General features: G+C 55.7%; 24 protein-coding genes. 18 read left to right on the top strand and 6 right to left on the bottom strand.

What is annotated here, in order from left to right:
- Nucleotide 1 precedes the first annotated feature (1 nt).
- Together ACR0K5_RS21600 and ACR0K5_RS21595 are read right to left on the bottom strand one after the other, a co-directional pair.
- Nucleotides 2-463, bottom strand: a complete 462-nt coding sequence (locus ACR0K5_RS21600; RefSeq protein WP_480631612.1) for a YqfO family protein — start codon at nucleotides 461-463, stop codon at nucleotides 2-4.
- A gap of 80 nt (nucleotides 464-543) precedes the next feature.
- Entirely contained in the window at nucleotides 544-1,248 is a 705-nt protein-coding gene (locus ACR0K5_RS21595) for an ArsR/SmtB family transcription factor (protein WP_480631611.1), read from the bottom strand.
- Nucleotides 1,249-1,518: 270 nt separating this feature from the next.
- On the opposite strand from ACR0K5_RS21595, the gene ACR0K5_RS21590 reads away from it, so the two are divergent.
- The 11 genes from ACR0K5_RS21590 (at nucleotide 1,519) to ACR0K5_RS21540 (ending at nucleotide 12,386) form a co-directional block, all read left to right on the top strand.
- Entirely contained in the window at nucleotides 1,519-2,319 is an 801-nt protein-coding gene (locus tag ACR0K5_RS21590; protein ID WP_480631610.1) for a transporter substrate-binding domain-containing protein, read from the top strand.
- Between the two features lie 105 nt (nucleotides 2,320-2,424).
- On the top strand, nucleotides 2,425-3,054 hold the full coding sequence (locus ACR0K5_RS21585; RefSeq protein ID WP_480631657.1) for an amino acid ABC transporter permease: 630 nt from the start codon (nucleotides 2,425-2,427) through the stop codon (nucleotides 3,052-3,054).
- 11 nt (nucleotides 3,055-3,065) lie between these two features.
- On the top strand, nucleotides 3,066-3,728 hold the full coding sequence (locus ACR0K5_RS21580) for an amino acid ABC transporter permease (RefSeq protein ID WP_480631609.1): 663 nt from the start codon (nucleotides 3,066-3,068) through the stop codon (nucleotides 3,726-3,728).
- Nucleotides 3,725-4,447, top strand: a complete 723-nt coding sequence (locus tag ACR0K5_RS21575; protein WP_480631608.1) for an amino acid ABC transporter ATP-binding protein — start codon at nucleotides 3,725-3,727, stop codon at nucleotides 4,445-4,447. Before ACR0K5_RS21580 ends, ACR0K5_RS21575 begins: the two co-directional genes overlap by 4 nt.
- A gap of 39 nt (nucleotides 4,448-4,486) precedes the next feature.
- Nucleotides 4,487-5,446 carry a dihydrodipicolinate synthase family protein gene (locus tag ACR0K5_RS21570; RefSeq protein WP_480631607.1) on the top strand — a complete coding sequence of 320 codons (960 nt, stop codon included), beginning with the start codon at nucleotides 4,487-4,489 and terminating at the stop codon, nucleotides 5,444-5,446.
- Nucleotides 5,437-6,369 carry a 4-hydroxyproline epimerase gene (locus ACR0K5_RS21565; protein WP_480631606.1) on the top strand — a complete coding sequence of 311 codons (933 nt, stop codon included), beginning with the start codon at nucleotides 5,437-5,439 and terminating at the stop codon, nucleotides 6,367-6,369. Before ACR0K5_RS21570 ends, ACR0K5_RS21565 begins: the two co-directional genes overlap by 10 nt.
- A gap of 67 nt (nucleotides 6,370-6,436) precedes the next feature.
- Nucleotides 6,437-7,687 (top strand): NAD(P)/FAD-dependent oxidoreductase, encoded by a 1,251-nt coding sequence (locus ACR0K5_RS21560; RefSeq protein WP_480631605.1) that lies wholly within the window; start codon nucleotides 6,437-6,439, stop codon nucleotides 7,685-7,687.
- Nucleotides 7,688-7,702: 15 nt separating this feature from the next.
- Entirely contained in the window at nucleotides 7,703-8,806 is a 1,104-nt protein-coding gene (locus tag ACR0K5_RS21555; protein WP_480631604.1) for a cis-3-hydroxy-L-proline dehydratase, read from the top strand.
- Nucleotides 8,807-8,815: 9 nt separating this feature from the next.
- The gene (locus tag ACR0K5_RS21550) at nucleotides 8,816-9,841 is read left to right on the top strand and encodes a trans-3-hydroxy-L-proline dehydratase (RefSeq protein WP_480631656.1); all 1,026 of its coding nucleotides are present in this window, start codon (nucleotides 8,816-8,818) and stop codon (nucleotides 9,839-9,841) included.
- 277 nt (nucleotides 9,842-10,118) lie between these two features.
- The gene (locus ACR0K5_RS21545) at nucleotides 10,119-10,799 is read left to right on the top strand and encodes a GntR family transcriptional regulator (protein ID WP_480631603.1); all 681 of its coding nucleotides are present in this window, start codon (nucleotides 10,119-10,121) and stop codon (nucleotides 10,797-10,799) included.
- Nucleotides 10,800-10,871: 72 nt separating this feature from the next.
- On the top strand, nucleotides 10,872-12,386 hold the full coding sequence (locus ACR0K5_RS21540; protein WP_480631602.1) for an aldehyde dehydrogenase (NADP(+)): 1,515 nt from the start codon (nucleotides 10,872-10,874) through the stop codon (nucleotides 12,384-12,386).
- Nucleotides 12,387-12,452: 66 nt separating this feature from the next.
- Here ACR0K5_RS21540 and ACR0K5_RS21535 read toward each other — a convergent pair whose 3' ends face one another.
- Together ACR0K5_RS21535 and ACR0K5_RS21530 are read right to left on the bottom strand one after the other, a co-directional pair.
- Nucleotides 12,453-12,821, bottom strand: coding sequence for an Arm DNA-binding domain-containing protein (locus ACR0K5_RS21535; protein WP_480631601.1), 369 nt, complete (start codon nucleotides 12,819-12,821; stop codon nucleotides 12,453-12,455).
- Between the two features lie 130 nt (nucleotides 12,822-12,951).
- Complete coding sequence (locus ACR0K5_RS21530) at nucleotides 12,952-14,493, bottom strand: winged helix-turn-helix domain-containing protein (RefSeq protein ID WP_480631600.1); 1,542 nt, start codon at nucleotides 14,491-14,493, stop codon at nucleotides 12,952-12,954.
- Nucleotides 14,494-14,662: 169 nt separating this feature from the next.
- Between ACR0K5_RS21530 and ACR0K5_RS21525 the strand changes: the two genes are divergently transcribed.
- Nucleotides 14,663-15,499, top strand: coding sequence for a class I SAM-dependent methyltransferase (locus ACR0K5_RS21525; RefSeq protein WP_480631599.1), 837 nt, complete (start codon nucleotides 14,663-14,665; stop codon nucleotides 15,497-15,499).
- A 68-nt stretch (nucleotides 15,500-15,567) separates the two neighbouring features.
- A complete protein-coding gene (locus ACR0K5_RS21520) occupies nucleotides 15,568-16,134 on the top strand; it encodes an OsmC family protein (protein WP_480631598.1) in 567 nt (188 codons plus the stop codon).
- 124 nt (nucleotides 16,135-16,258) lie between these two features.
- Here ACR0K5_RS21520 and ACR0K5_RS21515 read toward each other — a convergent pair whose 3' ends face one another.
- Entirely contained in the window at nucleotides 16,259-16,750 is a 492-nt protein-coding gene (locus ACR0K5_RS21515; protein ID WP_480631597.1) for a flavin reductase family protein, read from the bottom strand.
- Nucleotides 16,751-16,857: 107 nt separating this feature from the next.
- Between ACR0K5_RS21515 and ACR0K5_RS21510 the strand changes: the two genes are divergently transcribed.
- The 4 genes from ACR0K5_RS21510 to ACR0K5_RS21495 all read left to right on the top strand — a co-directional run bounded on the left by ACR0K5_RS21510 (nucleotide 16,858) and on the right by ACR0K5_RS21495 (nucleotide 20,588).
- Nucleotides 16,858-17,832 (top strand): LysR substrate-binding domain-containing protein, encoded by a 975-nt coding sequence (locus ACR0K5_RS21510; RefSeq protein ID WP_480631596.1) that lies wholly within the window; start codon nucleotides 16,858-16,860, stop codon nucleotides 17,830-17,832.
- A 99-nt stretch (nucleotides 17,833-17,931) separates the two neighbouring features.
- Nucleotides 17,932-18,993, top strand: coding sequence for an LLM class flavin-dependent oxidoreductase (locus tag ACR0K5_RS21505; protein ID WP_480631595.1), 1,062 nt, complete (start codon nucleotides 17,932-17,934; stop codon nucleotides 18,991-18,993).
- Nucleotides 18,990-19,781 carry an SDR family NAD(P)-dependent oxidoreductase gene (locus ACR0K5_RS21500; protein ID WP_480631594.1) on the top strand — a complete coding sequence of 264 codons (792 nt, stop codon included), beginning with the start codon at nucleotides 18,990-18,992 and terminating at the stop codon, nucleotides 19,779-19,781. The genes ACR0K5_RS21505 and ACR0K5_RS21500 overlap by 4 nt, the downstream gene beginning before the upstream one ends.
- Before the next feature lie 3 nt (nucleotides 19,782-19,784).
- A complete protein-coding gene (locus ACR0K5_RS21495; RefSeq protein WP_480631593.1) occupies nucleotides 19,785-20,588 on the top strand; it encodes an SDR family NAD(P)-dependent oxidoreductase in 804 nt (267 codons plus the stop codon).
- Between the two features lie 305 nt (nucleotides 20,589-20,893).
- Here the strand turns inward: ACR0K5_RS21495 and ACR0K5_RS21490 are convergent, their stop codons facing one another.
- On the bottom strand, nucleotides 20,894-21,769 hold the full coding sequence (locus ACR0K5_RS21490; RefSeq protein WP_480631592.1) for a LysR family transcriptional regulator: 876 nt from the start codon (nucleotides 21,767-21,769) through the stop codon (nucleotides 20,894-20,896).
- A gap of 132 nt (nucleotides 21,770-21,901) precedes the next feature.
- On the opposite strand from ACR0K5_RS21490, the gene ACR0K5_RS21485 reads away from it, so the two are divergent.
- The gene (locus ACR0K5_RS21485) at nucleotides 21,902-22,867 is read left to right on the top strand and encodes an NAD(P)-dependent oxidoreductase (protein ID WP_480631591.1); all 966 of its coding nucleotides are present in this window, start codon (nucleotides 21,902-21,904) and stop codon (nucleotides 22,865-22,867) included.
- Nucleotides 22,868-22,870: the final 3 nt, after the last annotated feature.

Below are 22,870 nucleotides of genomic sequence, written 5' to 3'. Positions count from 1 at the left end.
CTCATGATTTCTGACTGTGTCCATCGGTTCTGTGAACCTCCGGCACCCAATCTTCAGGCGGACGGTTCCAGAACTTGTTGGGATTGTTTTCGTCCATTCCAGCCCGGTGCAACGTGCGCAAAGCAGATCGGATCAGAATGACCGGCTCTTCATAAGGATGTTGAGCATAAAGTGTGCCCACAACGTCCTGAACGTTCTTTTGATCGGGGACGAAGAACGAGAGTTCAACGCACGGCACTTCAACTACCTGACCGGTAGCCGCGTTTCGCCCTCCCGGCAAAGATCGAAACCGTTGAATGCCAACCTCAGTTTGAAAAGAAACGCGGTCGTAATCCCCGTAGCCAAGCGCGGCTACCGGGTAAATGGCCTGAAGCAGAGCACTTGCATGCGGTTGCGGAACCTGCACGGAAATCTCGAAACCCGCCTCAAGGTCAAAACGACTGGATTGGATTTGCATGGTCATGGAGTCACCTTCCTTTTGGCAACACATGATCGAAAGCACCCATCATTCGCCACATTAAACAGTTCGGTTCCGACCGAAGTTCAGGTGGGGTCAAAGTGACCAAACAATGCGGCTTTGGAAATGCCAAAATGCCGCTCCAGAGCGCTGAGTCCCTTTGGCTCGATGAGCAAAACTCGACCACTGAGCGGGCGGGTCACCCATTTCTGCGACAGGGCATGTTCGAGCAGATTGGTTCCAAAAGGACCAGAGAAATGGCGGCGTCGTTCAGACCAATCCAAACAGCATTTAACCGGACCAAACGGTCTTATGTCAGACAAAATACCTATACAGTTCAGGTGCTCGCTTCCACTTTGCGTCAATCGCGCGTTCGTTCCTTCGACAGAAATCCAACCTCGCTCCACAAATCGCTTGGCCAATAATACGCCAAGACGGCCGGCGATGTGGTTGTAACAGGTCCGCGCCACCAATTCCGGCGGGCATCCCCGATTACGGCCTCTGTAAAGATGATCAGTGGGCGACAATGCTGACATCTGTTCAAGAGTTTCCGCAACCTCATCGCTGGCGATGCGGTAATAGATACACCGACCGCTTTTCTCGGCAGTGATCATTTCTGCGGCTAGAAGTTTCGACAGGTGCTCACTCGCGGTGTTAGGAGCGATTTCGGCAACAGACGCCAGCTCTTTACCTGTATGCGATCGACCATCCATCAGTTCGCACAGAATGCGGACGCGGCTTGAGTCCGCGAGTGCGGCTCCGACGATATCGAGTCTCGGTTCAAACGACATACCACAACTTAACTCAAACAACTCTTTTGGCCCATGTTTCGTTGTTCGGTCATTGTCGAACTGAATGAGGAACCAAGTTCTTGAACCCGGATCGGCCCGCAGAACCTTAAAGTGATCGATGAATGAAAAGTCGTTTCTAGAGAGAATGATGGTCTATCCCGCAGCCGGCTATGGAGTGCTTCGGTTGCGGCCATAAAAAATTTTTAATACTGGATGTTGGATACAATATCCGTTACTCGTAACCCCATCGTTTGATTCAGGGAGGATCACATGCTCAAGAAACTCGTCGCACTGGCGGCCTTCACTACTTTCTCCGCAGTTCCAGCGATGGCGGACACGCTGGATGATGTCGTTGACCGCGGCACTCTTCGCTGTGGCGTTGTTTTGGATTTTCCACCAATTGGTTATCGTGATGCCAACAACGAACCGGCAGGCTTTGATGTAGAATACTGCAACGATCTGGCTGCGGCGCTTGAAGTTGAAGCGGAAATCCTGCCATTGACCTGGGCCGAGCGTTTGCCCGTCATCGTGACCGGGCGTGCTGATGTCGTGTTCGGTGCAACCTCGGACAGCCTCGAACGGGCGCGGACCGTAGGCTTTACCATTCCTTATGCAATCTACTATGCGCAGGGTGTCGTAAACGCGGACAGTGGCATCGAAACCTTCGAAGATATCCGTGGCAAACGCGTTGCCGCCGCAATTGGCACTGTGCCAGAGCAGGAATGGCTAAAAATCGCAGCCGAATGGGGCGAAGAAGGCAACTACCAGGGTTACCAGTCGGAAAACGAAGTATTTCTGGCGGTCGCACAGGGCAAGGCCGACATCGGCATCACCACCAACACTGCCGTTCTGCCCATAACCCAGCAGTATGAAACCGTGATTGCCGGTCCGCGTATGCCCTGGACAACGGATTATACCTCTGTCGTGGGCAAACGACAGGACGTCACATGGCTGAACTTCCTGAACCTGTTCGTAACCCATCAGGTGCGTTCGGGCCGCTATCAGGATCTGTGGGGCAAATATGTCGGCGGTGAAGCACCCGAACTGCGCATTCCTGGTGTGATGTACTGATCCCACCCCAAAATGCTCTTTCGTCCGCTTTCAGCCGGACGAAAGAGCTGGGTAACAGCGGAAAAGAAACCTGTGTTCGACTATAACTTCCATTGGCGACCGGTAATGAAAAGCCTGCCCGATCTGCTTGAAGCATCACTGCTGACGTTGCAGGTCGCGGTGATGGCGATGATCCTGGGCATCATAATCGGTTTGTGTCTGGCACTGACACGGCTGCACCTTAAAGGGCCGCTCTATTGGTTCGCCTCAGCTTGGGTCGAACTGGCGCGCAATACGCCTGCCCTGTTCCAGCTGTTCTTTTTCGGCTTCGGACTTGGCGCATTTGGTATCCACCTGTCGCCTTATTTCATTGTGCTGACGGGTTTGACATTCAATTGCGCCGGTTATTTGGCTGAAAATTTTCGCGGAGGCTTTCAGGCTGTCCCCGAAACGCAGTTGCGCGCCTCTCGTTCACTGGGCATGACCGCGTGGCAGGCTTACACACGCGTGGTGATCCCGCAGGTGTTTCGCATCGTCTATCACCCGATCACCAACCAGATGGTCTGGGCTGTGTTGATGTCATCTCTGGGTATGTTGGTCGGCTTTCGGGAACTGTCGGGCGAGACGCAGTTCTTTGCCTCGCGCACGTTCCGCATCTTTGAATATTTCGCCGTCACGGCCGTCATCTATTACGTGATCGTCAAAATCATCCTCGGAGCCTCGCGCCTGCTGGCGACCCGGCTCTTCCGCTACTGAAGGAAGTGCAGATGCAACCCACTGTCAACTTTTTCAGCGGCTTCAACGTCAACGATCTGTGGTTTCTGGGCGAAGCCGCTCTGCGGACGCTGTGGATTTCAGTTCTGTCGATATCCATCGGAACGGTTCTTGGAGTAGTTTGCGGGTGGATCCTGTACGAGGGCAAGCTGGCAGCAACCCTGACGCTGGCCCCGTTTCTGGATATTTTCCGTTCAGTTCCGCTGATCATCCAACTGGTACTGTTTTACAACTTTGCGCCTATTGTCGGGCTAAACCTAGATCCGTTCGCCTCGGGCGTGGTGATCTTGTCCATCTACACTGCAGCTTTGGTTGCGAATGTAGCGCGTGGTGGCATCGAGGCTGTCGGTGATCCCATGCGCCGAGCCGCGCGCAGTCTGGGCATGACCTATTGGCAGGACTTGCGCTATGTCGTTTTTCCGATCGGCGGGCGCGCTGTGTTCCCGGCATGGGTCGGAGTTGCGCTTGGTGTCATGAAGGACAGCGCGCTGGTGTCGGTTCTGGGTTATGTCGAACTGCTCAAAGCCAGCCAGATCCTGATCACCCGAACGCAGGAACCATTCCTGATCCTGACAATCGCAGGCGCATTTTACTTCGCGCTCAGCTATCCGATTTCGCGCTATTCCGCGTCTCTTGAAAAAAGGTGGGCCCAATGATCGAAATTCGCGACCTGCACAAGTATTTCGGTTCGCTGCATGTTCTGAAAGGCATCGATCTGGATGTGCAGAAAGGAGAAGTCCTGTCGGTGATCGGTGCGTCAGGCTCCGGTAAATCGACCCTTCTTTATTGCATCAATGGGCTGGAACCCATCCAGCAGGGCTCGGTCAGAGTCGATGGCACTGATGTTCATGCGAAGGCCACCGACATCAACAAGCTGCGCACAAAGCTGGGCATGGTGTTTCAGCAATGGAACAGCTTTCCCCATCTGACTGCGATGGAAAATGTCGCGCTGGCCCCAAAAATCGTCAAAGGAATGTCAAAGCAAGAGGCCCATGACATCGCGGCCAAGCAACTGATCCACGTTGGCTTGGGTGAAAAACTTGACGTCTACCCCTCGGCCCTATCCGGCGGCCAGCAGCAGCGTCTGGCCATCGCCCGCGCGCTTGCGATGGAACCGGAATACATGCTGTTTGACGAGGCGACTTCGGCGCTGGATCCCGAACTGGTGGGTGAGGTTCTCGACACCATGCGCCTACTGGCAGAAGAAGGCATGACCATGATCTGTGTCACGCACGAAATGGGCTTCGCACGTGATGTGTCTGACAGGGTTGCTTTTTTCCATCAGGGTGTGATGGAAGAGATCGGTCCACCCGGGCAGATATTCGGCGATGCGCAGTCCGAGAACACCCGAAAATTCCTGGCCAATGTGCGCTAAGCACACCGGCCCCCTGAAACATTGAGGAAGGTTACCTTCATGTCCAAGAATATCTTCACCGGCACCATGCCAGCTCTGATGACCCCGTGCAAAGCCGACCGAACACCGGATTTCGACTCTCTGGTAAAAAAGGGCGGGGAAATGATCGCGGCAGGCATGTCCGCAGTTGTTTATTGCGGTTCGATGGGCGACTGGCCGTTGCTGTCTGACGCCGAACGCATGGAAGGCGTCGAGCGTTTGATCGAGGCAGGCCTGCCTGTAGTCGTCGGCACCGGTGCGATCAATTCCAAATCCGCCGTAGCGTTGGCCACGCACGCGCAAAAGGTTGGCGCGGCTGGGCTCATGGTCATCCCGCGCGTGCTGTCGCGCGGATCGTCCATCGCAGCACAACGCAACCACTTCAAGGCGATCTTGTCGGCTGCACCGGATATCCCGGCGATCATTTACAACAGCCCGGTCTACGGTTTCGCAACCCGCGCCGATTTGTTCCTGGAACTGCGTGCAGATCATCCGAACCTGGTTGGGTTCAAGGAATTCGGCGGCAAAAGCGATCTGCGCTATGCGGCGGAACACATTACCTCGAAAGATGATCAGGTCACTTTGATGGTCGGCGTAGACACCGAGGTTTATCATGGCTTCGTCAATTGCGGTGCCACCGGCTCAATCACCGGGATTGGCACCGCCTTGCCCAAAGAGGCACTTCTGCTGGCAGCCTTGTGCCAGAAGGCGGCGGCGGGTCACGCCGAAGCCCGCCTGCGGGCGCGGGAACTTGAAGAGGCCTTTGGTGTGCTGGCCAGCTTTGACGAAGGCACCGATCTGGTGCTGTATTACAAGCATCTGCTGGTGCTGAACGGCGAAGAGGAATACCGTTTGCACTTCAACAAAACAGACGAGCTGACAGATGCCCAGCGCAACTATTGTGAACAGCAATACAGCCTGTTCCGCACTTGGTTTGCCGACTGGTCAAGCCAAGGCGGAGTCATTGCTGAATGCATGTGATTGACAGCCATACCGGAGGAATGCCCACGCGGGTGATCCTCGACGGCGGCCCCGATCTGGGGTTGGGCCCACTGGCCGAGCGTGCACGACGCTTGGCCACCCAGCATGAGGCGTTCTACAAATCCGTGCTTCTGGAGCCGCGCGGCCAACCCGGCATGGTTGGGGCGCTTCTGGTCACACCTGAAGATCCGGAATGCGAGACCGGCGTGATCTATTTCGACGCGGATGCAGTTCTGGGTATGTGCGGGCATGGCACCATCGGTCTGGGCGTCACTCTGGCGCATATGGGCCGGATCGGGACAGGTACTCACAAAGTTGAAACACCGGCTGGCATCATCTCGATCGACCTATTGGATGCCAATACCGTGCGCGTCACCAATATCGAAAGTCGGCGGGTCAAGGCCTCTGTATCAGTTGATGTTGAAGGCTATGGGAAAGTGACCGGCGATCTGGCTTACGGTGGCAACTGGTTCTTCATTGTCGACCCTAGTCCGATGGCAGTGAATTCCGGCAATATCCGTGCCCTCACCGATCTGACTATCGCAATACGCGGCGCCTGTATCGATCAGGATGTGCGGGGTGAAAACGGGGAACCGGTGGATCACGTGATCTTGCAGGATCAATCCCCCAAAAAAGACGTTCACAGCCGGAACTTTGTTCTGTGCCCGGACGATCAATATGACCGATCCCCATGTGGGACCGGCAGCTCAGCACGTCTGGCCTGTTTGGCGGCGGATGGAGTTCTGGCCCCGGGGGAAGAGATTGTGCATGAAAGCGTGATCGGCAGCCCTTATCGGTTGAGCTATCAGCCCGGCCTCAATGGCGGTGTCATCCCGACGCTGACCGGACAAGCCCACATCATGGCCGAAGGTAAACTGATTTTCGCGCAGAACGATCCGTTCCGCGGGGGAATCTTCCTTTGACATAAAAACTGGGGGCTGGCACGGTCCGGCCCCCGGCGACTGAACCACAATCTGAGAACATCTGGCCATGCTGCAAGACACCCGGACGGACATTGTTGTGATCGGCGCCGGTATCATCGGGATCAGCACAGCGTTGGAGTTACAAAAGCGCGGTAAACAGGTGCTGGTGCTGGATCGCGAAGGGGTCGGAGCTGGTGCCTCGAAAGGTAATGCCGGGGCCTTCGCCTTTACCGACATCGTGCCACTGGCCACGCCTGGGATCATGCGTAAGGCCCCGAAATGGCTGCTTGATCCGTTGGGACCGCTTTCAGTTCCCCCCTCTTACGCATTGAGCATCGCACCATGGATGCTGAGGTTTTGGCGGGCCAGCTGGCGGGACCGGTATTCCGCCTCTTTGTCTGCACAGGCCGCGCTGATGGATTTTAGCCGCGCCGCGCTGGAGCGTCAGATCACGGATGTGGATGGCGAAGCACTGATGCAGCGCGAAGGTCAGTTGCAATTGTTCGAGAGTGAAGGCGAATTCCGCGCCAGCTTGCCCACATGGGAGCTACGCAAGGATCATGGCATCCCGTTTGATCTGCTGGACAGCCCCGACGCAATTGCCGAAATCCAGCCTGGGCTTCACCGGAGATTTACCCATGCTGGGTTTACGCCCACCTGGATGAACACGATCGATCCGGCCCGCTGGACAAGCCATTTGGCCGCACAGTTCACTGCTCGTGGCGGACAGGTTGAAATAGCAGGGATCAACGCGCTGACGCTGATCGATACGGGTGTACGCCTTACCACTTCGATAGGTGAAGTTGCTGCGAAACAAGTGATCGTGGCCGCCGGGGCCTGGTCTCATCAACTGGCGAAATGCCTGGGCGATCACATCCCTCTTGAGACAGAGCGCGGTTATAACACCACTCTGCCCGAAGGGGCCTTTGACCTGCGCACCCATCTGACATTTGGAGGGCACGGTTTTGTCGTCACGCGAATCAACGGAGGTGTGCGCATCGGTGGCGCGGTCGAGTTAGGAGGGCTGAAACTGGCACCCAATTACAAGCGCGCCGACACACTGCTGGCAAAGGCCGGGCGATTCATGCCTGACCTGAACCTCGAAGGTGGCACGCAATGGATGGGCTTTCGCCCGTCGCTTCCCGACAGCCTGCCAGTGATCGACCGTTCAGCCCATACACAGAAGGTTCTTTATGCCTTTGGTCATGGCCATCTGGGGCTGACCCAATCCGCAGGCACAGCAGAACTGATCGCTGATCTGGTCACGGACACCGAGCCGGCGCTCGACATGAAACCTTACGCATCCACACGCTTCTGATCTGGAGTACACCCCATGAAAATCACCGCGCTGAATGTCTATCAGGTGGATTTGCCGCTGAAAGAAGGCCGCTATAGCTGGTCCAACGGCAACTATGTCGAAGTCTTCGACAGCACCGTTCTGGAAATCATCACGGATGAAGGTCTGAAGGGTTATGCCGAGTGTTGTCCCCTGGGATCGGCTTATCTTCCGTCCTTCGCGCTTGGGGTTCGGGCCGGTCTAGCCGAATTGTCGCCACATCTGATTGGACAGGATCCGCTCAATATCGGCCAGATCAATCGCACCATGGATGCGGCCTTGCGGGGTCATCCATATGCCAAGGCACCTGTCGATATCGCCTGCTGGGACCTGCTGGGCAAAGCCACAGGCCAACCGCTTTACACCCTGCTGGGCGGTGCCGCGCAGGAAGACGTAGTGCTTTATCGCGCGATAAGCCAGGAAGCGCCCGAAATCATGGCGAAAAAGATCGAAGGGTATGCGGCTGAAGGCTATACCAAGTTCCAGCTTAAGGTAGGCGGTGAAGCCAATGACGATATCGATCGCATTCACGCCACCCGTGCGGTTCTGAAAAAGACGGATCTGCTGGTGGCAGACGCCAATACTGGCTGGACCCGACACGAGGCCGCACGTGTGGTAGGTGCGATCTCAGACCTGGATGTCTACGTGGAGCAACCGTGTCTGACCTATGAGGAATGCGTCTCGATCCGTCGTCGCACTGCCCTGCCGTTCGTGATGGACGAAGTGATCGACACACCTAACACGCTGGTCCGTGGTATCGCCGAGGACGCTATGGATGTGATCAATCTGAAAATCTCCAAGGTAGGAGGTTTGACCAAGGCGCGATTGATGCGTGATCTGTGCGTGTCGCATGGCATCCCGATGACCATCGAAGACACCTGGGGGGGTGACATCACCACAGCTGCTATCGCCCATCTGGCCCGGTCGACGCCGTCAGAGTTCACGTTCTCGGCCACCGATTTCAACTCTTACGGTACAGTAGATATCGCTGAAGGCGCGCCGAAGCGCGTTAATGGCCGGATGACAGCCTCGGATCGTCCTGGTCTCGGGATCACGCCCATTTTCGAAGCGTTGGGCGAACCAGTCGCAACATACAGATAGGATTCGATGATGCGAAGCAGCAAAACCGTTCACGTGATTTCCGCCCATGCTGAAGGCGAAGTCGGGGATGTCATCGTCGGGGGCGTCGCCCCACCACCGGGCGACACCCTCTGGGCACAGCGTAGTTACATTGCGCAGGACCAGACCCTGCGCAACTTTGTTCTGAACGAACCGCGTGGCGGTGTGTTCAGACATGTCAACCTTTTGGTACCGCCCAAAAACCCCGAGGCAGATGCCGCCTGGATCATCATGGAACCCGAAGACACTCCGCCAATGTCGGGCTCGAACTCAATCTGTGTTTCAACCGTATTGCTGGATGGCGGGATCATTCCGATGCAAGAGCCCGAAACCTATATGGTACTTGAGGCTCCGGGCGGGCTGGTCAGGGTGCGTGCGGAATGCCACGATGGCAAGGCGCAACGTATCTTCGTCCAGAACCTGCCCAGCTTCGCTGACAAGCTGTCGGTTCCGCTCGAGGTATCCGGTCTGGGCACGATCACAGTAGATACCGCTTATGGAGGCGATAGTTTTGTCGTCGTCGATGCGCAGGCGCTAGGGTTTGAAATCGTCGAACATGAGGCCCGCGACATAGCCCGGTTAGGGGTAAAGATCACAAACGCTGCCAATGAGCAGCTTGGGTTCTCTCATCCTGAAAACCCGGACTGGGATCATATTTCGTTCTGTGCCCTCTGCGGTCCGCTGAGTGAAACAGAAACCGGACTAAGCGGTAAATCCGCTGTGGCGATCCAACCAGGTAAGGTAGATCGTTCGCCGACAGGTACCGCAGTGTCTGCCCGCATGGCGCTGATGGCGGCCAAGGGGCTGATGAAACCCGGCCAATCCTTCGAGGCTGTCTCGATCATCGGGTCGCGGTTTAGCGGTCGGATTATTGACACTGCGCAAGTAGGTGGCCGCGCGGCGATCATTCCTGAAATCAGCGGTCGCGGTTGGATTACCGGTATTCATCAGCACATGTTGGATCCTGACGACCCATGGCCGGGTGGATATCGCTTGTCTGACACCTGGGGCGTCTGAATGCGGGTGAAGCGCAATACTCGCGGACGCCAATGACAAAACGGATCTTCAGATGTGCCGTGTGGGTTTGGCATTCTTAGTTTTGGACCGTTGAACCTGTTCCAAACCGGCTGGCCTGCCCTTTTACCGTGGCGAGTTGGAAACACTTTTGTTGTAGGATTCATCCTTAGATTTAGATTTTTCAAACTCTCCGATATGCGTCGAAATTCAAGTTCGGCTTGGAAAGGCCACTGATTATAGGTAATTGTATCCAAAAAACCGTGGCGGGGAATTGGGAATGTCAGGAAAACGCGCAATCGCGAAACAAAGCCTACCGGACGTCATCGCAAGCGATCTGCGTGAGCGCATTCTGAGCGGCGAACTTGCCGAAGGTGAGACGATCCGGCAGGAGGCGCTGGCCGAGGAATATGATGTCTCGCGTATGCCGATCCGCGAAGCGCTGAAACGTCTCAATGCCGAAGGCCTGGTCCAATGGGCCAACAATCGCGGCGGTTCCGTGACCAAGCATTCCCTCGACGAAATCGGTGAAATTTTTGACCTTCGTATCCTGATCGAAGTGGATCTGTTTCGTCGGGCAATTCCGAACATGGGTCCCAGCGATTTTGCACGTTGCGACGAAATTCTGAAGCAGATGGAGGCGTCATACGATGAAAATGACGTCGGCAAGTGGGGGATATTGAACTATCAATACCACTCGGCGCTTTATGCGGCCTCACAGCGAAAGCTGACCAACGAGCTGCTGGACCGCGTCAACCTTCAATCGGATCGTTATGTACGAATGCACCTGAGCGTGATGAAACAGCGAGAACCTGCGAAGAAGGAACATCGTGATCTTCTGCGGCTGGCACAAGAGGGCAAGGTGGATGAGGCCTGCGAAGTCTTGATGCAACACATCCGTCGAACCAAGGAACAGCTATTGGAAATGATTGCCTCGAAACGCGTAGCAGAGGATTCCTGATGCAGGTCTTGTAAGTTTGGTCATTTTGGATACATTATCCACAAAATGAACATCTGAAGTTACGAGGCCCAAATGACCTTCACTCCGCATGGCAAGCACCTGATCGCCGGCAACTGGCTGCCAGGTGACGAATTCTTTGCGTCACAACCCGCACATGGGCCGTCGCATAACTTCTCAAAAGGCCGCATTTCAGACGTCGATGCTGCCGCTCAGGCCGCAGAAGAGGCGTTTTGGAGTTATGGCTATTCCACCCGGGAAGAACGTGCCGCTTTCCTGAACGCCATCGCCGATGAAATCGAGGCGCGCGCTGACGCGATCACCGAGATTGGCACACAGGAAACCGGCCTGCCCGAAGCTCGGCTGCAAGGCGAGCGGGGCCGCACCTCGGGACAGCTAAGACTGTTCGCAACGCATATCCTCAGCGGTGAGTATCTGGACCAACGTCATGACAATGCGCTGCCGGACCGTGCCCCCCTGCCCCGTCCCGATCTGAAAATGATCCAACGCCCGATTGGCCCGGTTGCAGTGTTTGGCGCATCAAATTTCCCCCTGGCATTTTCAACTGCAGGGGGTGACACCGCAGCCGCGCTGGCTGCAGGTTGCCCGGTTGTTGTCAAAGGTCACAGCGCCCACCCGGGCACCGGCGAGATCATTGCTGAAGCAATCCACGCCGCTACCCAGCACTGCAACGTACATCCCGGTGTATTCAGCCTGATCCAGGGCGGCGACCGGGCTGTGGGGTCAGCTTTGGTGCAACATCCGCTGATCAAGGCCGTTGGTTTCACCGGTTCATTGGCAGGAGGTCGTGCCCTGTTCGACCTGTGCGCCGCACGCCCTGAACCGATCCCGTTTTTTGGTGAGCTTGGATCCGTCAATCCGATGTTCATTCTGGACGCGGCACTCACGAACCGAGGCGAGGAAATGGCCAAAGGCTGGGCCGGATCACTGACGATGGGCGCAGGTCAGTTCTGCACCAACCCTGGCGTTGCCGTGATGCTGGCAAGTGATTCAGCAGACCGTTTCGCCGGCACGGTACAGGCCGCATTGAACGAGGTTCCGGTACAGACAATGCTAACCGACGGCATCGCCGAAGCCTATCGCCAAGGCCAAGCCCGGGTCGCGGAAACAGCTGGCGTTCAGGAGGTCCTGACTTCGATGTGCGATCAACGCAACGCGACCCCCCACCTGTACCGAACCAGCGCCGCGACATGGCTGGCAAACGAAACCCTCGCGGAAGAGGTGTTTGGTCCGCTGGGCATTATCGTTATCGCCGAGACACCCGACGAAATGCGCGCCGTCGCGCGCAGTCTGCACGGGCAGTTGACCTGCACCCTGCATATGGATGAAGCCGACATGGATACGGCGCAGTCCTTGCTGCCGATCCTCGAACGCAAAGCCGGGCGCGTGCTGGCCAATGGCTTCCCCACAGGAGTTGAGGTGTGCGACAGCATGGTCCATGGCGGCCCATACCCGGCCTCGACTAATTTCGGTGCAACATCTGTCGGTACATTGTCGATCCGCCGTTTTTTACGGCCTGTCTGTTATCAAAATTTGCCTGACGCGTTGCTGCCTGAACAATTCTCCTAGAGCGTTTTAGGAAACTCCTGATCGCCGACATTCTGAGAGCGCAAAGCGTAGCAGAGTGTCGGCGATTTAAGTTATCCGCGACAATGACAAGGCTTTGGCATATTTGAACACACGCCCCATACGCTGCGGGACATGCCGCGCGGTTTCCGACTTTGTCAGCCAGATCGGCATCGGGATGTCTTGAATATCTCTTGTCGTGATACCATCAAGAGCTTTTGCGCGAGCCTCTTCAACATCGACAAGAGCGATTGACCCAGGCCTAAGGTCTCGCCGTTTCTTCTGTATGACGAGCCGAACAAGCCAGTGCTTTGCGCCGGACTTATCAACGACGAGACAAAGGCCCCCACCATCTGTGTGTCGCCCCGGACCCACCTTGTGAATCGCCCTGTTGGTGAGTCGCCTCTCACCAGGCCTGCCACGCGCGTTCGGAATCACTCATCCTCTCGGCTATAAATCAAATCACGTTCTACGCCACTTTTTGCGCAAACAAACCCCAGTACCCAATGTCAAACATGGGCGTGACGTTCATAAAATAAAGAGATTTCGAGGGCAGGTGGCGGAAGGTCTAACGCGGCGCGTTTTGCGATTGAAAGGACAGTCGTGCGTTTTCAAGAAAAGGCTCCAGAAGCGCAAAAAATCCCTTCCCGACCAGAGATTTCAACTCTCGCTCAGTTAAGTCCGGGCGGATTCTAAAGGCCGAGATCAAAGCTTGGCTGGCTTGCTCCGTTTCGTTCCTGGACAAGTGAACAACAGCGTCAATAATACATGGAATGTGATTTCCGGGATCGGCACGACGCGCATTCCCGATTTCCGTTATGGCTTGATCCGTATCGCCAACCAGTATCGCAGACATAGCCAACGCCGATCCCCAAACTGCCCGGCGTGGATCCATCGGACTTAATGCAATCCCGGCCTTGAGGTCGGCATTGGCCTCGGCAAACCGGCCAGCGAGCAAAAAAACGGTCCCCAGCGCCGTTCTGGCCTGAGCATTGTCAGGGTTCAGGTCCAAAGCATGCTGAAGGATTGGAATAGCCCGGTCACGCTCTCCGATATCTGCAAGCGCACAACCCGCCATGCCCAGAATTGTTGAATCCAACCCATCCAGTTCCATTGCGCGTTCCGCAGCTTTTGTAACCGCCGCGAACAATGTGTCACGCTCTGACAGAATGCCCACCCTGTGACCCAAGCCCAGCACCAGAGCGAGGTACGCATGTGCAAGCGCCAGATCCGGCTCAAGCTTCAATGCCGTTGAGAGCAAAGCCGCAGCCTCTTCGAAAGCAGCCTTGTTCCATCCCTTCAGTGAAAGCACCCCGGTCGCTTGCAATGTAAGGGAACGGGCAGAACCGCCACCTCCACGCGCAGACAAATCCCGCATCAAGGCCCGAATAAGCTGTGGTTCCAGCAATGGCACAAGGGCCTCCAGCAGGTCGTCAGTCAAACCTAAGCCATCCGGGCATTCGATCCGGCGCGCCCAAAGGTGGTGCCCGCTCTGTGTATCGATAAGCTGGAAATTGGCGCGGACGCCTGTCGCAATACGCTGCAAACTACCTTCAAGCATGTACCAGACGCCAAAACGTTCACGCATTGCTGAAAAGTCGATGTCCTGGTCTTTCACCGTAAAACTCGCAGTCCTCGAAACGATGGACAGAAGCGGTACCCGCGTCAGAACGGTGGTCAATGTCTCAACCAGATTGTCTGCCACAACTTGCAGGGCCGGATCACCATCGAAGACCTGCAGAGGGAGGATAATCAGTGACGGAAGCTCATTTACTCCACTGCGCACGGATTGGGGCCTGACCGGTTGCGTGTCGAGCGTCCCCACAAACCGGAAGCCGCGACCATGTACCGTTTTGATCAAGGCCTGCGCCTTGCCATCATCGCCTACAGCCCGCCGCACGTTTTTCAGACAAGTCGAAATCGCCGCCTCGGAAACGATGCGCCCATCCCAAAGTTTCTCGATGATCTCATCGCGGCCAACAATTCGGTCGCTGTTTTCGATCAGAAGGCACAGCAATTCCAAAGCGCGGGGTTCAGCTCTGACCGGCTGACCCGCGCGGCGTAATTCGAACGCCCCTGTATCAAGTTCGAATTCTCCGAAGCGGAACATGCTGTGACCTCCGGAATTCGCGATTATTCCAACACGCTAGCGCAGCATCCCGACCTTTCCAAGCAATCCTCATGAATTCCTCAAGCCGACTTCAAGCACGATCTCGGAGCTGGCGGTAAACCTTTGTCCATCAGCGGGCCCGGCCTGCTTCAAACCAAGGAGAAGATCAATGAACGCTACAATGACTCCGACCAAAACTGCTAAAACACCTGATTTCGACGCGATCAAAGCCAAGCAGAACGCTGCCTGGAGCTCTGGCGATTATGCCAGGATCGGAACCACGTTGCAGATCGTGGGTGAAACTCTGGCCGAAGCGATGGACCTCGCGCCTTCGACACAGGTGCTGGACGTCGCCGCAGGAAACGGCAATGCGACATTGGCCTTTGCGCGCCGCTGGTGCGATGTAACCTCCACCGATTATGTACCAGCCCTACTCGAACGCGGACGCGACAGGGCAGAGGCCGAAGGCCATGCCGTCACCTTTCGGCAGGCCGATGCTGAAGCGCTGCCCTTCGCCGACGCCAGCTTTGACGCAGTAGTATCAACGTTTGGTGTCATGTTCACGCCCGATCAGAAAACGGCGGCAAGTGAACTTGTGCGCGTGACCCGACCTGGCGGGAAGATCGGCCTGGCAAATTGGACGGCCTCCGGTTTCATTGGCCAGCTTTTCAAAACACTGGGCCAGCACATCGCGCCCCCAGCAGGCGTGAGTTCCCCGGCGCAATGGGGGGATGACGCGTGGATCACTGATACGTTCACAAACGCGGGCCAGATCACTATTGCCAAACGCAGTTTCGCGTTCCGATACCGTTCACCCGCCCATTTTGTCGATGTGTTTCGAACGTGGTACGGGCCTGTTCACAAAGCTTTTCTGGCATTGGACGGTACAGGCAAAGCCGCGCTGGAGGCGGATATTCTTACTCTGATCGACAAAACGAATACTGCTACGGACGGTTCAATGTGCGTCCCCGCAGAATATGCCGAAGTCATCATCGACAAGAAGTAAACAGCTGGTCGATGCGTGGTGCCTTGATCAAAGGCACCCGCTGAGATCTTGAAAAAAGGACCAATAAAATGCCTAACCAGACCCTTCAAACTGACACCGCGCCACCTGACGGCATTAGCATAGCGTCGCGCCAGCGCCCGCTTCGTGCGCTGTATCATAAGTCTCCTGAAAACGCTCTGATCACGGATCACGCCGTCACAAGTTCTCGGGACATTGTGGCCGATGATCCACTTTACACATCCGTCACCGTAGGAACCGGATTTCCAACAGACCTGAAGATCGGAGTTCACAAGGCTGTAGGCGGTGAGAGTGATTACCCAGTGCCCGGTGAGATTTTTGCCGCCGCCATTGCCGGCTGTCTGGACAGCGCGACCAGATTGATTGCCAACCTGCTTGGCATATCGCTTGCCAAGCTCGAGGTCCATGTTTCCGTCCACGTCGACGTGCGCGGAACGTTGATGGTCGACAAAAGCGTTCCTGTCGGGTTTCAGTCGGTTGATGTTTCTATCGACATCAAGGGCGATAAAGATGTTTCAAATGATCAGATAGACCAACTTCTGAAGCTTGCCGAGAGATCCTGTGTTGTTCTGCAAACGCTGCAATCACCACCCGAAATACATGTTAGTCGGAGGTAGATGATGATCCTTAGGCCTAGGCAGCTGGATTGCCAGAGCTGTCTGCTCTCACGAATTGCGAAGGACCAGACCGGTGCGGCTGCCCCAATCCCATATTTTCGCTGCATAATTCGAACTCAGCCTTTCAGTCGCAGATCTCGAAGGTTCGAAAATCTCCATTCCAATAACTAATCGGCGTATTATCGGTTTTGGTCGCCTGCTCTACTTTTCCAATCAGGATGCGATGCGACCCGAAAGGTAAAGTCTGGGCGTGAAGGCATGTAAAACTAGCCGATGCCTCACGCAGTATGGGCATATCCGAAGCCGGGTCCATGACCCACTTGGTTTCCTGAAACGTCCGCTCATTTACAAAGCTTTTGGCGCCCGAAAACGCCAGACCCAAGTCTTCGTGACCTTCACTCAGGAAGTTCACCGAGAACGCGCCATGCTCTTCGATAAAGGTGAGTATCCTGCTTTTCCGGTTCAGGCAGATCAGGACGGATGGCGGACTGACCGATAGCGAACACACAGCGCTCACTGTCGCACCGTGAGGCCCCAACGACCCGTTGGTCGCCACAATTGAAACTGCGGTTGGAGCCCTTCGCATTGTGGCAACAAACTTGGTTTCGTCCAACATCGTACCCGCCTGTTTCCTGATCTGATCAACTCTTTCAAGCCGATCTATTGACTGCCAGATGGGATTGCTTACCGTCTGGCAAACAAATTCTTATGCAACAGGTGCCCATGAACCGCAGTCTGAAATCCAAACTCGACCGCCTGGGGCCGAGTGTTTTGTCCAAGCTAGAGACGGTCGGTTTTGACAGCAACCGGATGCGGCGCCGCCTTCCTCCCCTGCAAACGCTGATCGCATTCGAAACAGCCGCTCGGCTCAACAGTTTTACCCTTGCAGCGGCCGAACTCAACCTGACGCAGCCTGCGATCAGTCAGCAGGTCAAGCTGCTGGAACATAGGTTGGGCGTTCCTCTGTTCCGTCGCAGCAACAATCAGATCATTCTGACCGAGCAAGGCGAGCAGTTTGCCGAAGCCGTTGGCGTGATGCTCAACACTCTCAGCGAAAGCGTTCATGATCTGCGGCCGGACGGAGGGCGCACAACTCTGACTGTCAGCTTGCTTCCTTCCTTCGCCTCAACCTGGTTTGCAACACGGTCCGGTCGGTTCACTCTGGGCAACCCGCAAATCGATCTGATCGCCTTGTCCACGGTTGCTTGCACCGGGTTTGGTCAGGAAGGTGCCGATGTCGCCATCCGTTGGGGGCCCGGAGGCACCGAGGGTCTGCACGAAGAAAAACTGCTGGATGAAAACCACATGCTGGTGGCCTCGGCTGAGGTGGCATCCGCACTGGGTCCGGCACCCAACGTGGAGGACCTCAAACAATACCCCTTCGTGCACGATACGAATTACAGTGAGTGGCAAAAGGTGATCGAGGACAACGGCGGAGACCCGGATGATTTTCGTCAGGGCCTGTACTTTGGCGACGCTGCGGCGACTTTAACGGCTATTGCGACGGGGCAAGGCGTGGGTGTCGTGCGTGATGTCGTGGCCTCTCATCTTCTGGCCAGTGGGCAGATTGCCCGATTGCCTTTCAAATCCGTGAAGGGGCCGCATTCCTACTTCTTTCTGTGTCCCAACAGGCGACTGAAACAGGCGCGTGTGCAGGCCTTTCTTCAGTGGGTGCGGGCCGAAGCGGCAACCTCATAAGAAATTCTTTGGCACCTCCCAAGGAGCTACCATTTGGCGCCCACCCCAGCTTGATGGAAACTCCGAAAAAACAGACGCATTGCGCAAGGAGGATCGCCGATGGAGTTTTCGCTGTTCAACCTGATGACAAAACCGGCGGACGGCTCCAGCCATGCTGAGATTTTCCATCAGATGCGAACCATGACGCGCATGGTGGATGAGGCTGGATTCGACATCGCGTGGTTCGCTGAGCATCACTTGTCGAACTACTGCATTTCACCGTCACCCCTGATGAGCTGCGCACATATGGCTGGCCAAACAAAGCGCATTAAAGTGGGCCCGGCGGTTGTTGTTATGCCGTTTTATGAACCACTGCGATTGGTTGAGGATATTTGCCTTGCCGATCAGCTGACCGAAGGTCGCTTGGTGCTGGGGCTGGGCACCGGTTACCAACCGCGTGAGTTCAAGAAGTTCGGGTTTGAAATCAACGACCGCCTTATGCGAGGCCTCGAAATTTGGGACTGCATCGAACAAGGTGTCTATGACGGCGTGATCGAATATCAGGGCGATCACATTCAGATCGAAGACGCGGCGCTATCTATCGCACCGGTTCAGGATCGGATTCGAACATTCGCTGTGGGCAACGCGCCTGAGATGCGCCAGAAAATGATAGATTATGGGGCTGAGACGCTGACTACACCAGCTATCGGGCCAAACACGATCATCGGCACGGCACGTAAACTGTACAAGGAAACGCGTGACGAAAACGGCCTGAGCGGGGACGACTTTCCCTTTGCAGTTCAGCGTTATGTCTATGTTGCACAAGACAAAGCAGATGCCCGCGCTGCTGCCGAACAGGTTCTGATTCACGCTCGTATGGCCAGCAATATGCGTCAGTCGGAACCCAAGATGGACGGTGCAAACCTGAAGATCGTACCTTTCGACAACGAACCCGACATTGATACGATCCTCGAGCGCGCCATCATCGGTGACGCCGAAGAAGTAACGCGGCGCATTGTGACAGAGGCTCGTGAATTCGGCATCACGCATCTGAGTATCTTCATGCAGATCGCGTCGATCCCGTTTGCCAATACTCTGCGTTCGCTCGAAGCGTTTTGCGATCAGGTCATGCCCGCCGTCAAAACCACGTTGGAAAAAGACACCAAGGCGCTCGCTTCATGAGTGCTCCGAATTTCTCATTGGAAGGCAAGGCCATTCTTGTTACGGGCGCGGCGCAAGGGTTGGGCGCCGCAATGGCGCGCGCCTGTGCAGCCCAAGGCGCGCAGGTACATTTGCAGGACTTGAATGCAGACGGGGTGAACGTTGTTGCCGACGCTCTGCGCGTTGAAGGGTTTGACGCCAAGGCCACTGCATTCGATCTGACTGATTTCGCCGCTTGCGAAGCCTGGGTGACAGAGACTGCGGAATCTGCCGGGTCTCTCTGGGGTTTGATCAACAATGCTGGTTTCATCAATCACGCTCATGCCGCAGAACATTCCGTGGATGACTACAAAGCCATGTACGACTTGCACGTGTTTGCTCCATTCGTTCTGGCGCGCGAAGCCGCACGTGCAATGCTTAGGAACCCCGGGCCACAACGGGGAAGGATTGTGTCGATCTCATCCATCGCGGCAACGAACCCACGCCCCGGGGTCGGCAACTACGCCTCATCCAAAGCGGCTATTGCAGGTCTGACCCGGGCTTTGGCAGCGGATTTCGGCAAAGATGGTATCTGCACCAATGCCATCGCACCGGGCTATGTGCTGACTGAAATAAATCGCAAGATTCTGAGTGATGAGGGCTTTGTGCGGCGGATCGAAAACCGCACACCCACCGGTCGCTGGGCTGAGCCTGAAGAAATCGCCGGACCCGCAGCATTTCTGATGTCCGAGGCCGCATCATACATCAACGGACAGTTATTGGCCGTCGATGGCGGAATGAATACCTTTCTGCAAGCCAACGAGGCCTAAGCCATGAAACGACTGGAAAACCGTGTCGCATTGATTACCGGCGCCGGGACAATGAATGGCGGGCTGGGCAATGGAAAAGCCACAGCCATTCGCCTGGCGCAAGAGGGTGCAACAATCTGTGCGCTGGACAAATGTTTGGATGCCTCAGAACAAACTTGCGAGCAGGTCAGCGCCCATGGTGGGACAGCGTTGGCCGTCGCAGCCGATGTCACCGACGAAGACCAGGTGATATCTGCGATTGCAGCGTGCCTGAACGCTTTCGGCAGAATAGATATCCTGCAAAACAACGTCGGAATTCTACGCGCGGGCGGCGCGATGGATACCAGCGTGTCAGATTGGGATTTGATGACGCAAGTCAACATGAAAGCGGTGTTTCTGCCCACCAAGCACGCGCTTCCACATTTTATCGAACAGGGCAGTGGGGTCGTCACCAATGTTTCGTCCATCGCGGGTCTGCGCTATCTGGGAACGCCTTATATCGGTTATAACGCCACTAAAGGCTCGATCATTTCCTACACCCGCAATCTGGCGGCCGAGGTCGCCCAGCACGGTATTCGTGCGAACGCCATCCTTCCGGGCTTCATAGACACACCGATGGCGCGCAATATCACCGAACAGAACACGAATGATCCTGATGCGATCGACTGGGAGGCTTTGGATCGGCAACGGGCCGCCCGTATACCGCTTGGTCGTGTCGGCACGCCCTGGGACGTAGCAAATGCCGCCGTTTTTCTGGCCAGTGACGAAGCTTCATACATTACCGGAACCGAAATCACGGTTGATGGCGGCGTGTCGTGCCGCGTCTGAGGGCTGACCCCGCTGACCAAGCGCGAAGCTGCACCGCGTAAATCCTGGACCTGGCAGATCAACCGGGAATTCGCGCCAGCGACCACAAGAATAAGGAGACGCAGGTCACCTCGACACAATGACGGAAGCAATACCAGCGCACCACCACAAAGATAGCTTCATTCTGAAACCGGTGCCGCCTGAAACGTTCAGGCCTGCCATCCCGGTCTCGATACGTCAAAGCAAATGGAAACTCACCAACAAAACGCGCTCATTCAATAAGCGCAAATGAAGGACACTTCGTTTCTTTCCGTCCCGAACTGTGTTCAGGCAAAAACCTGTTGGAGCCAAGTTTTGAACATCTGTTTCGCGGCAGAGTTCGAATTTGATCTCTGTCCATCAACAATGAAATGGTTCTGCTCAATCGGAATGGCGTCTCCAACAATCGCGATGGATCTGCCGGTCTCGATGGCCGTTCTGGCAAACCGCTCAAGGATCACCGCGTATCCTCCACCTTCCGCTACAATGTCCACGGCGGCAATTGTCGTGTCTACGGTGTAAGACGAGTCCGAGGCAGAATATTGCAGGCCAAATGCAGAAAAATACCTGTGCCACATCTCCTGAAAACCCAAAATCTGTATCTGGGGTTTATGAAGCAGTTCTTTAGTCGAAAGCTGTTTGTTTTCCTGTGATCTGACTGCAACCGGAACGATGCGCTCATCAGAAATCTTGCTGATCGGCCCGTCGTTCCATTCCTTGTTTCCCAAACGCAGCTCAACATCAACGTTTTCCCTGCTCGCGGATTCCGCCCAGATATTTGAAACCAATCTGATGGACACACCCGGGTGAGCGCGCGAAAACTCGGGCAATTTGCGGGCAAGGAACAAGGTTGCCGTTGATATTGGCACACGCACAACCAACTCCTGCTTCTGGCTGGAACCAAAGAGGCTCGCGGTCGACAGGTCGATATCCCCCAAAGCGCGCCGAACAGAGAACGCATAGGCCTGTCCGACCTCCGTCAGGCTAAGGTTACGCGCGGCGCGAAAGAACAAAGGGCAGCCCAGCTGTGCTTCCAATGAGCGAACATGCAGGCTCAACGCTGTCTGAGTAATGCCAAGTTCTTCTGCCGCGGCAGTAAAGCTCAAATGCCGGGCGGCACAGTCGAAAGACCGCAGCCAGACAGGATTGGGGGATTGAGGCATTCCTAGCACCAAAATTATTTATTGATACTAGCATTATTTATTCGTTTTACATGGTGCATACAACACCCGTAGATTTCCCACAGGATCAACATTGCTGATCGTCGGATCAGGCATCGAAAAGGGAACGCGCGTATGAAAGTTGGGTTTATTGGCCTCGGGAATGTCGGTGGAAAACTCAGTGGTAGTTTGCTGCGCAATGGCATTGATCTGACGGTACACGATCTGAACACCGATCTGGTGGCTGGTTTCGTCAGCCGCGGCGCCAAGGCTGCCGAGAATCCAGCACAACTGATGCGGGATTGTGACGCGGTTATCACCTGCTTGCCGTCCCCGGCGGCTTCAGACGCCGTGATGCAGGAAATGCTGCCCGAAGTGACCGAGGGCAAAATCTGGATGGAGATGTCCACCACGGACGAAGCCGAGGTTAAACGCTTGGGCGCGATGGTGATGGAACGAGGCGGCGCCGCGGTCGATTGCCCGGTCTCGGGCGGATGCCACCGCGCGGATACCGGCAACATTTCGATCTTTGCAGGATGTGATCGCGCCACCTTCGACCGTATCCTGCCTTTCCTGACTACGATGGGGCGTCGCATCCTGCATACGGGCGAATTGGGATCAGCTTCGGTGCTAAAAGTGTTGACCAACTATCTGGCCACTGCAAACCTGATCACCTGTTCAGAAGCACTGGTTGTCGCCAAGGCGGCCGGAATGGATTTGAACACGGCATATGAGGCGATGAAGATCAGCTCAGGGACTTCGTTCGTGCATGAAACCGAAAGTCAGGTAATCCTCAACGGGTCTCGCGATATCTCGTTCACGATGGACTTGGTACTGAAGGATATTGGCCTGTTTCAGGAGGTGGCAGATCGCGCCGGGGTGCCGCTGGAGGTCAATCCGCTGATGATCGACATCTTCAAGGATGGGATCGAGAAATACGGTCCTCGTGAATTGTCGCCCAACATCATCCGCCGTCTTGAAGACAAAACCGGGCTGGACATCCGAGCGCCCGGCTTCCCTTCGGAAATGCTGGACGATGAGCCAGAAGAACCCGGTTACGAGGTGATCCCACAGGGATCTGACCTTAAGGCCGCCGAATAACGC

This window comes from Ruegeria sp. AB9 (assembly GCF_056542585.1).
Note: the sequence above shows the minus strand (reverse complement) of the source record. Positions and strands in the feature narration are given on the sequence as shown.

Bases quoted from the DNA above. Each gene is read 5' to 3' on its own strand.
- ACR0K5_RS21600 (WP_480631612.1), bottom strand. From the start codon at position 463: ATGACCATGCAAATCCAATCCAGTCGTTTTGACCTTGAGGCGGGTTTC.
- ACR0K5_RS21595 (WP_480631611.1), bottom strand. From the start codon at position 1,248: ATGTCGTTTGAACCGAGACTCGATATCGTCGGAGCCGCACTCGCGGAC.
- ACR0K5_RS21590 (WP_480631610.1), top strand. From the start codon at position 1,519: ATGCTCAAGAAACTCGTCGCACTGGCGGCCTTCACTACTTTCTCCGCA.
- ACR0K5_RS21585 (WP_480631657.1), top strand. From the start codon at position 2,425: ATGAAAAGCCTGCCCGATCTGCTTGAAGCATCACTGCTGACGTTGCAG.
- ACR0K5_RS21580 (WP_480631609.1), top strand. From the start codon at position 3,066: ATGCAACCCACTGTCAACTTTTTCAGCGGCTTCAACGTCAACGATCTG.
- ACR0K5_RS21575 (WP_480631608.1), top strand. From the start codon at position 3,725: ATGATCGAAATTCGCGACCTGCACAAGTATTTCGGTTCGCTGCATGTT.
- ACR0K5_RS21570 (WP_480631607.1), top strand. From the start codon at position 4,487: ATGTCCAAGAATATCTTCACCGGCACCATGCCAGCTCTGATGACCCCG.
- ACR0K5_RS21565 (WP_480631606.1), top strand. From the start codon at position 5,437: ATGCATGTGATTGACAGCCATACCGGAGGAATGCCCACGCGGGTGATC.
- ACR0K5_RS21560 (WP_480631605.1), top strand. From the start codon at position 6,437: ATGCTGCAAGACACCCGGACGGACATTGTTGTGATCGGCGCCGGTATC.
- ACR0K5_RS21555 (WP_480631604.1), top strand. From the start codon at position 7,703: ATGAAAATCACCGCGCTGAATGTCTATCAGGTGGATTTGCCGCTGAAA.
- ACR0K5_RS21550 (WP_480631656.1), top strand. From the start codon at position 8,816: ATGCGAAGCAGCAAAACCGTTCACGTGATTTCCGCCCATGCTGAAGGC.
- ACR0K5_RS21545 (WP_480631603.1), top strand. From the start codon at position 10,119: ATGTCAGGAAAACGCGCAATCGCGAAACAAAGCCTACCGGACGTCATC.
- ACR0K5_RS21540 (WP_480631602.1), top strand. From the start codon at position 10,872: ATGACCTTCACTCCGCATGGCAAGCACCTGATCGCCGGCAACTGGCTG.
- ACR0K5_RS21530 (WP_480631600.1), bottom strand. From the start codon at position 14,493: ATGTTCCGCTTCGGAGAATTCGAACTTGATACAGGGGCGTTCGAATTA.
- ACR0K5_RS21525 (WP_480631599.1), top strand. From the start codon at position 14,663: ATGAACGCTACAATGACTCCGACCAAAACTGCTAAAACACCTGATTTC.
- ACR0K5_RS21520 (WP_480631598.1), top strand. From the start codon at position 15,568: ATGCCTAACCAGACCCTTCAAACTGACACCGCGCCACCTGACGGCATT.
- ACR0K5_RS21515 (WP_480631597.1), bottom strand. From the start codon at position 16,750: ATGTTGGACGAAACCAAGTTTGTTGCCACAATGCGAAGGGCTCCAACC.
- ACR0K5_RS21510 (WP_480631596.1), top strand. From the start codon at position 16,858: ATGAACCGCAGTCTGAAATCCAAACTCGACCGCCTGGGGCCGAGTGTT.
- ACR0K5_RS21505 (WP_480631595.1), top strand. From the start codon at position 17,932: ATGGAGTTTTCGCTGTTCAACCTGATGACAAAACCGGCGGACGGCTCC.
- ACR0K5_RS21500 (WP_480631594.1), top strand. From the start codon at position 18,990: ATGAGTGCTCCGAATTTCTCATTGGAAGGCAAGGCCATTCTTGTTACG.
- ACR0K5_RS21495 (WP_480631593.1), top strand. From the start codon at position 19,785: ATGAAACGACTGGAAAACCGTGTCGCATTGATTACCGGCGCCGGGACA.
- ACR0K5_RS21490 (WP_480631592.1), bottom strand. From the start codon at position 21,769: ATGCCTCAATCCCCCAATCCTGTCTGGCTGCGGTCTTTCGACTGTGCC.
- ACR0K5_RS21485 (WP_480631591.1), top strand. From the start codon at position 21,902: ATGAAAGTTGGGTTTATTGGCCTCGGGAATGTCGGTGGAAAACTCAGT.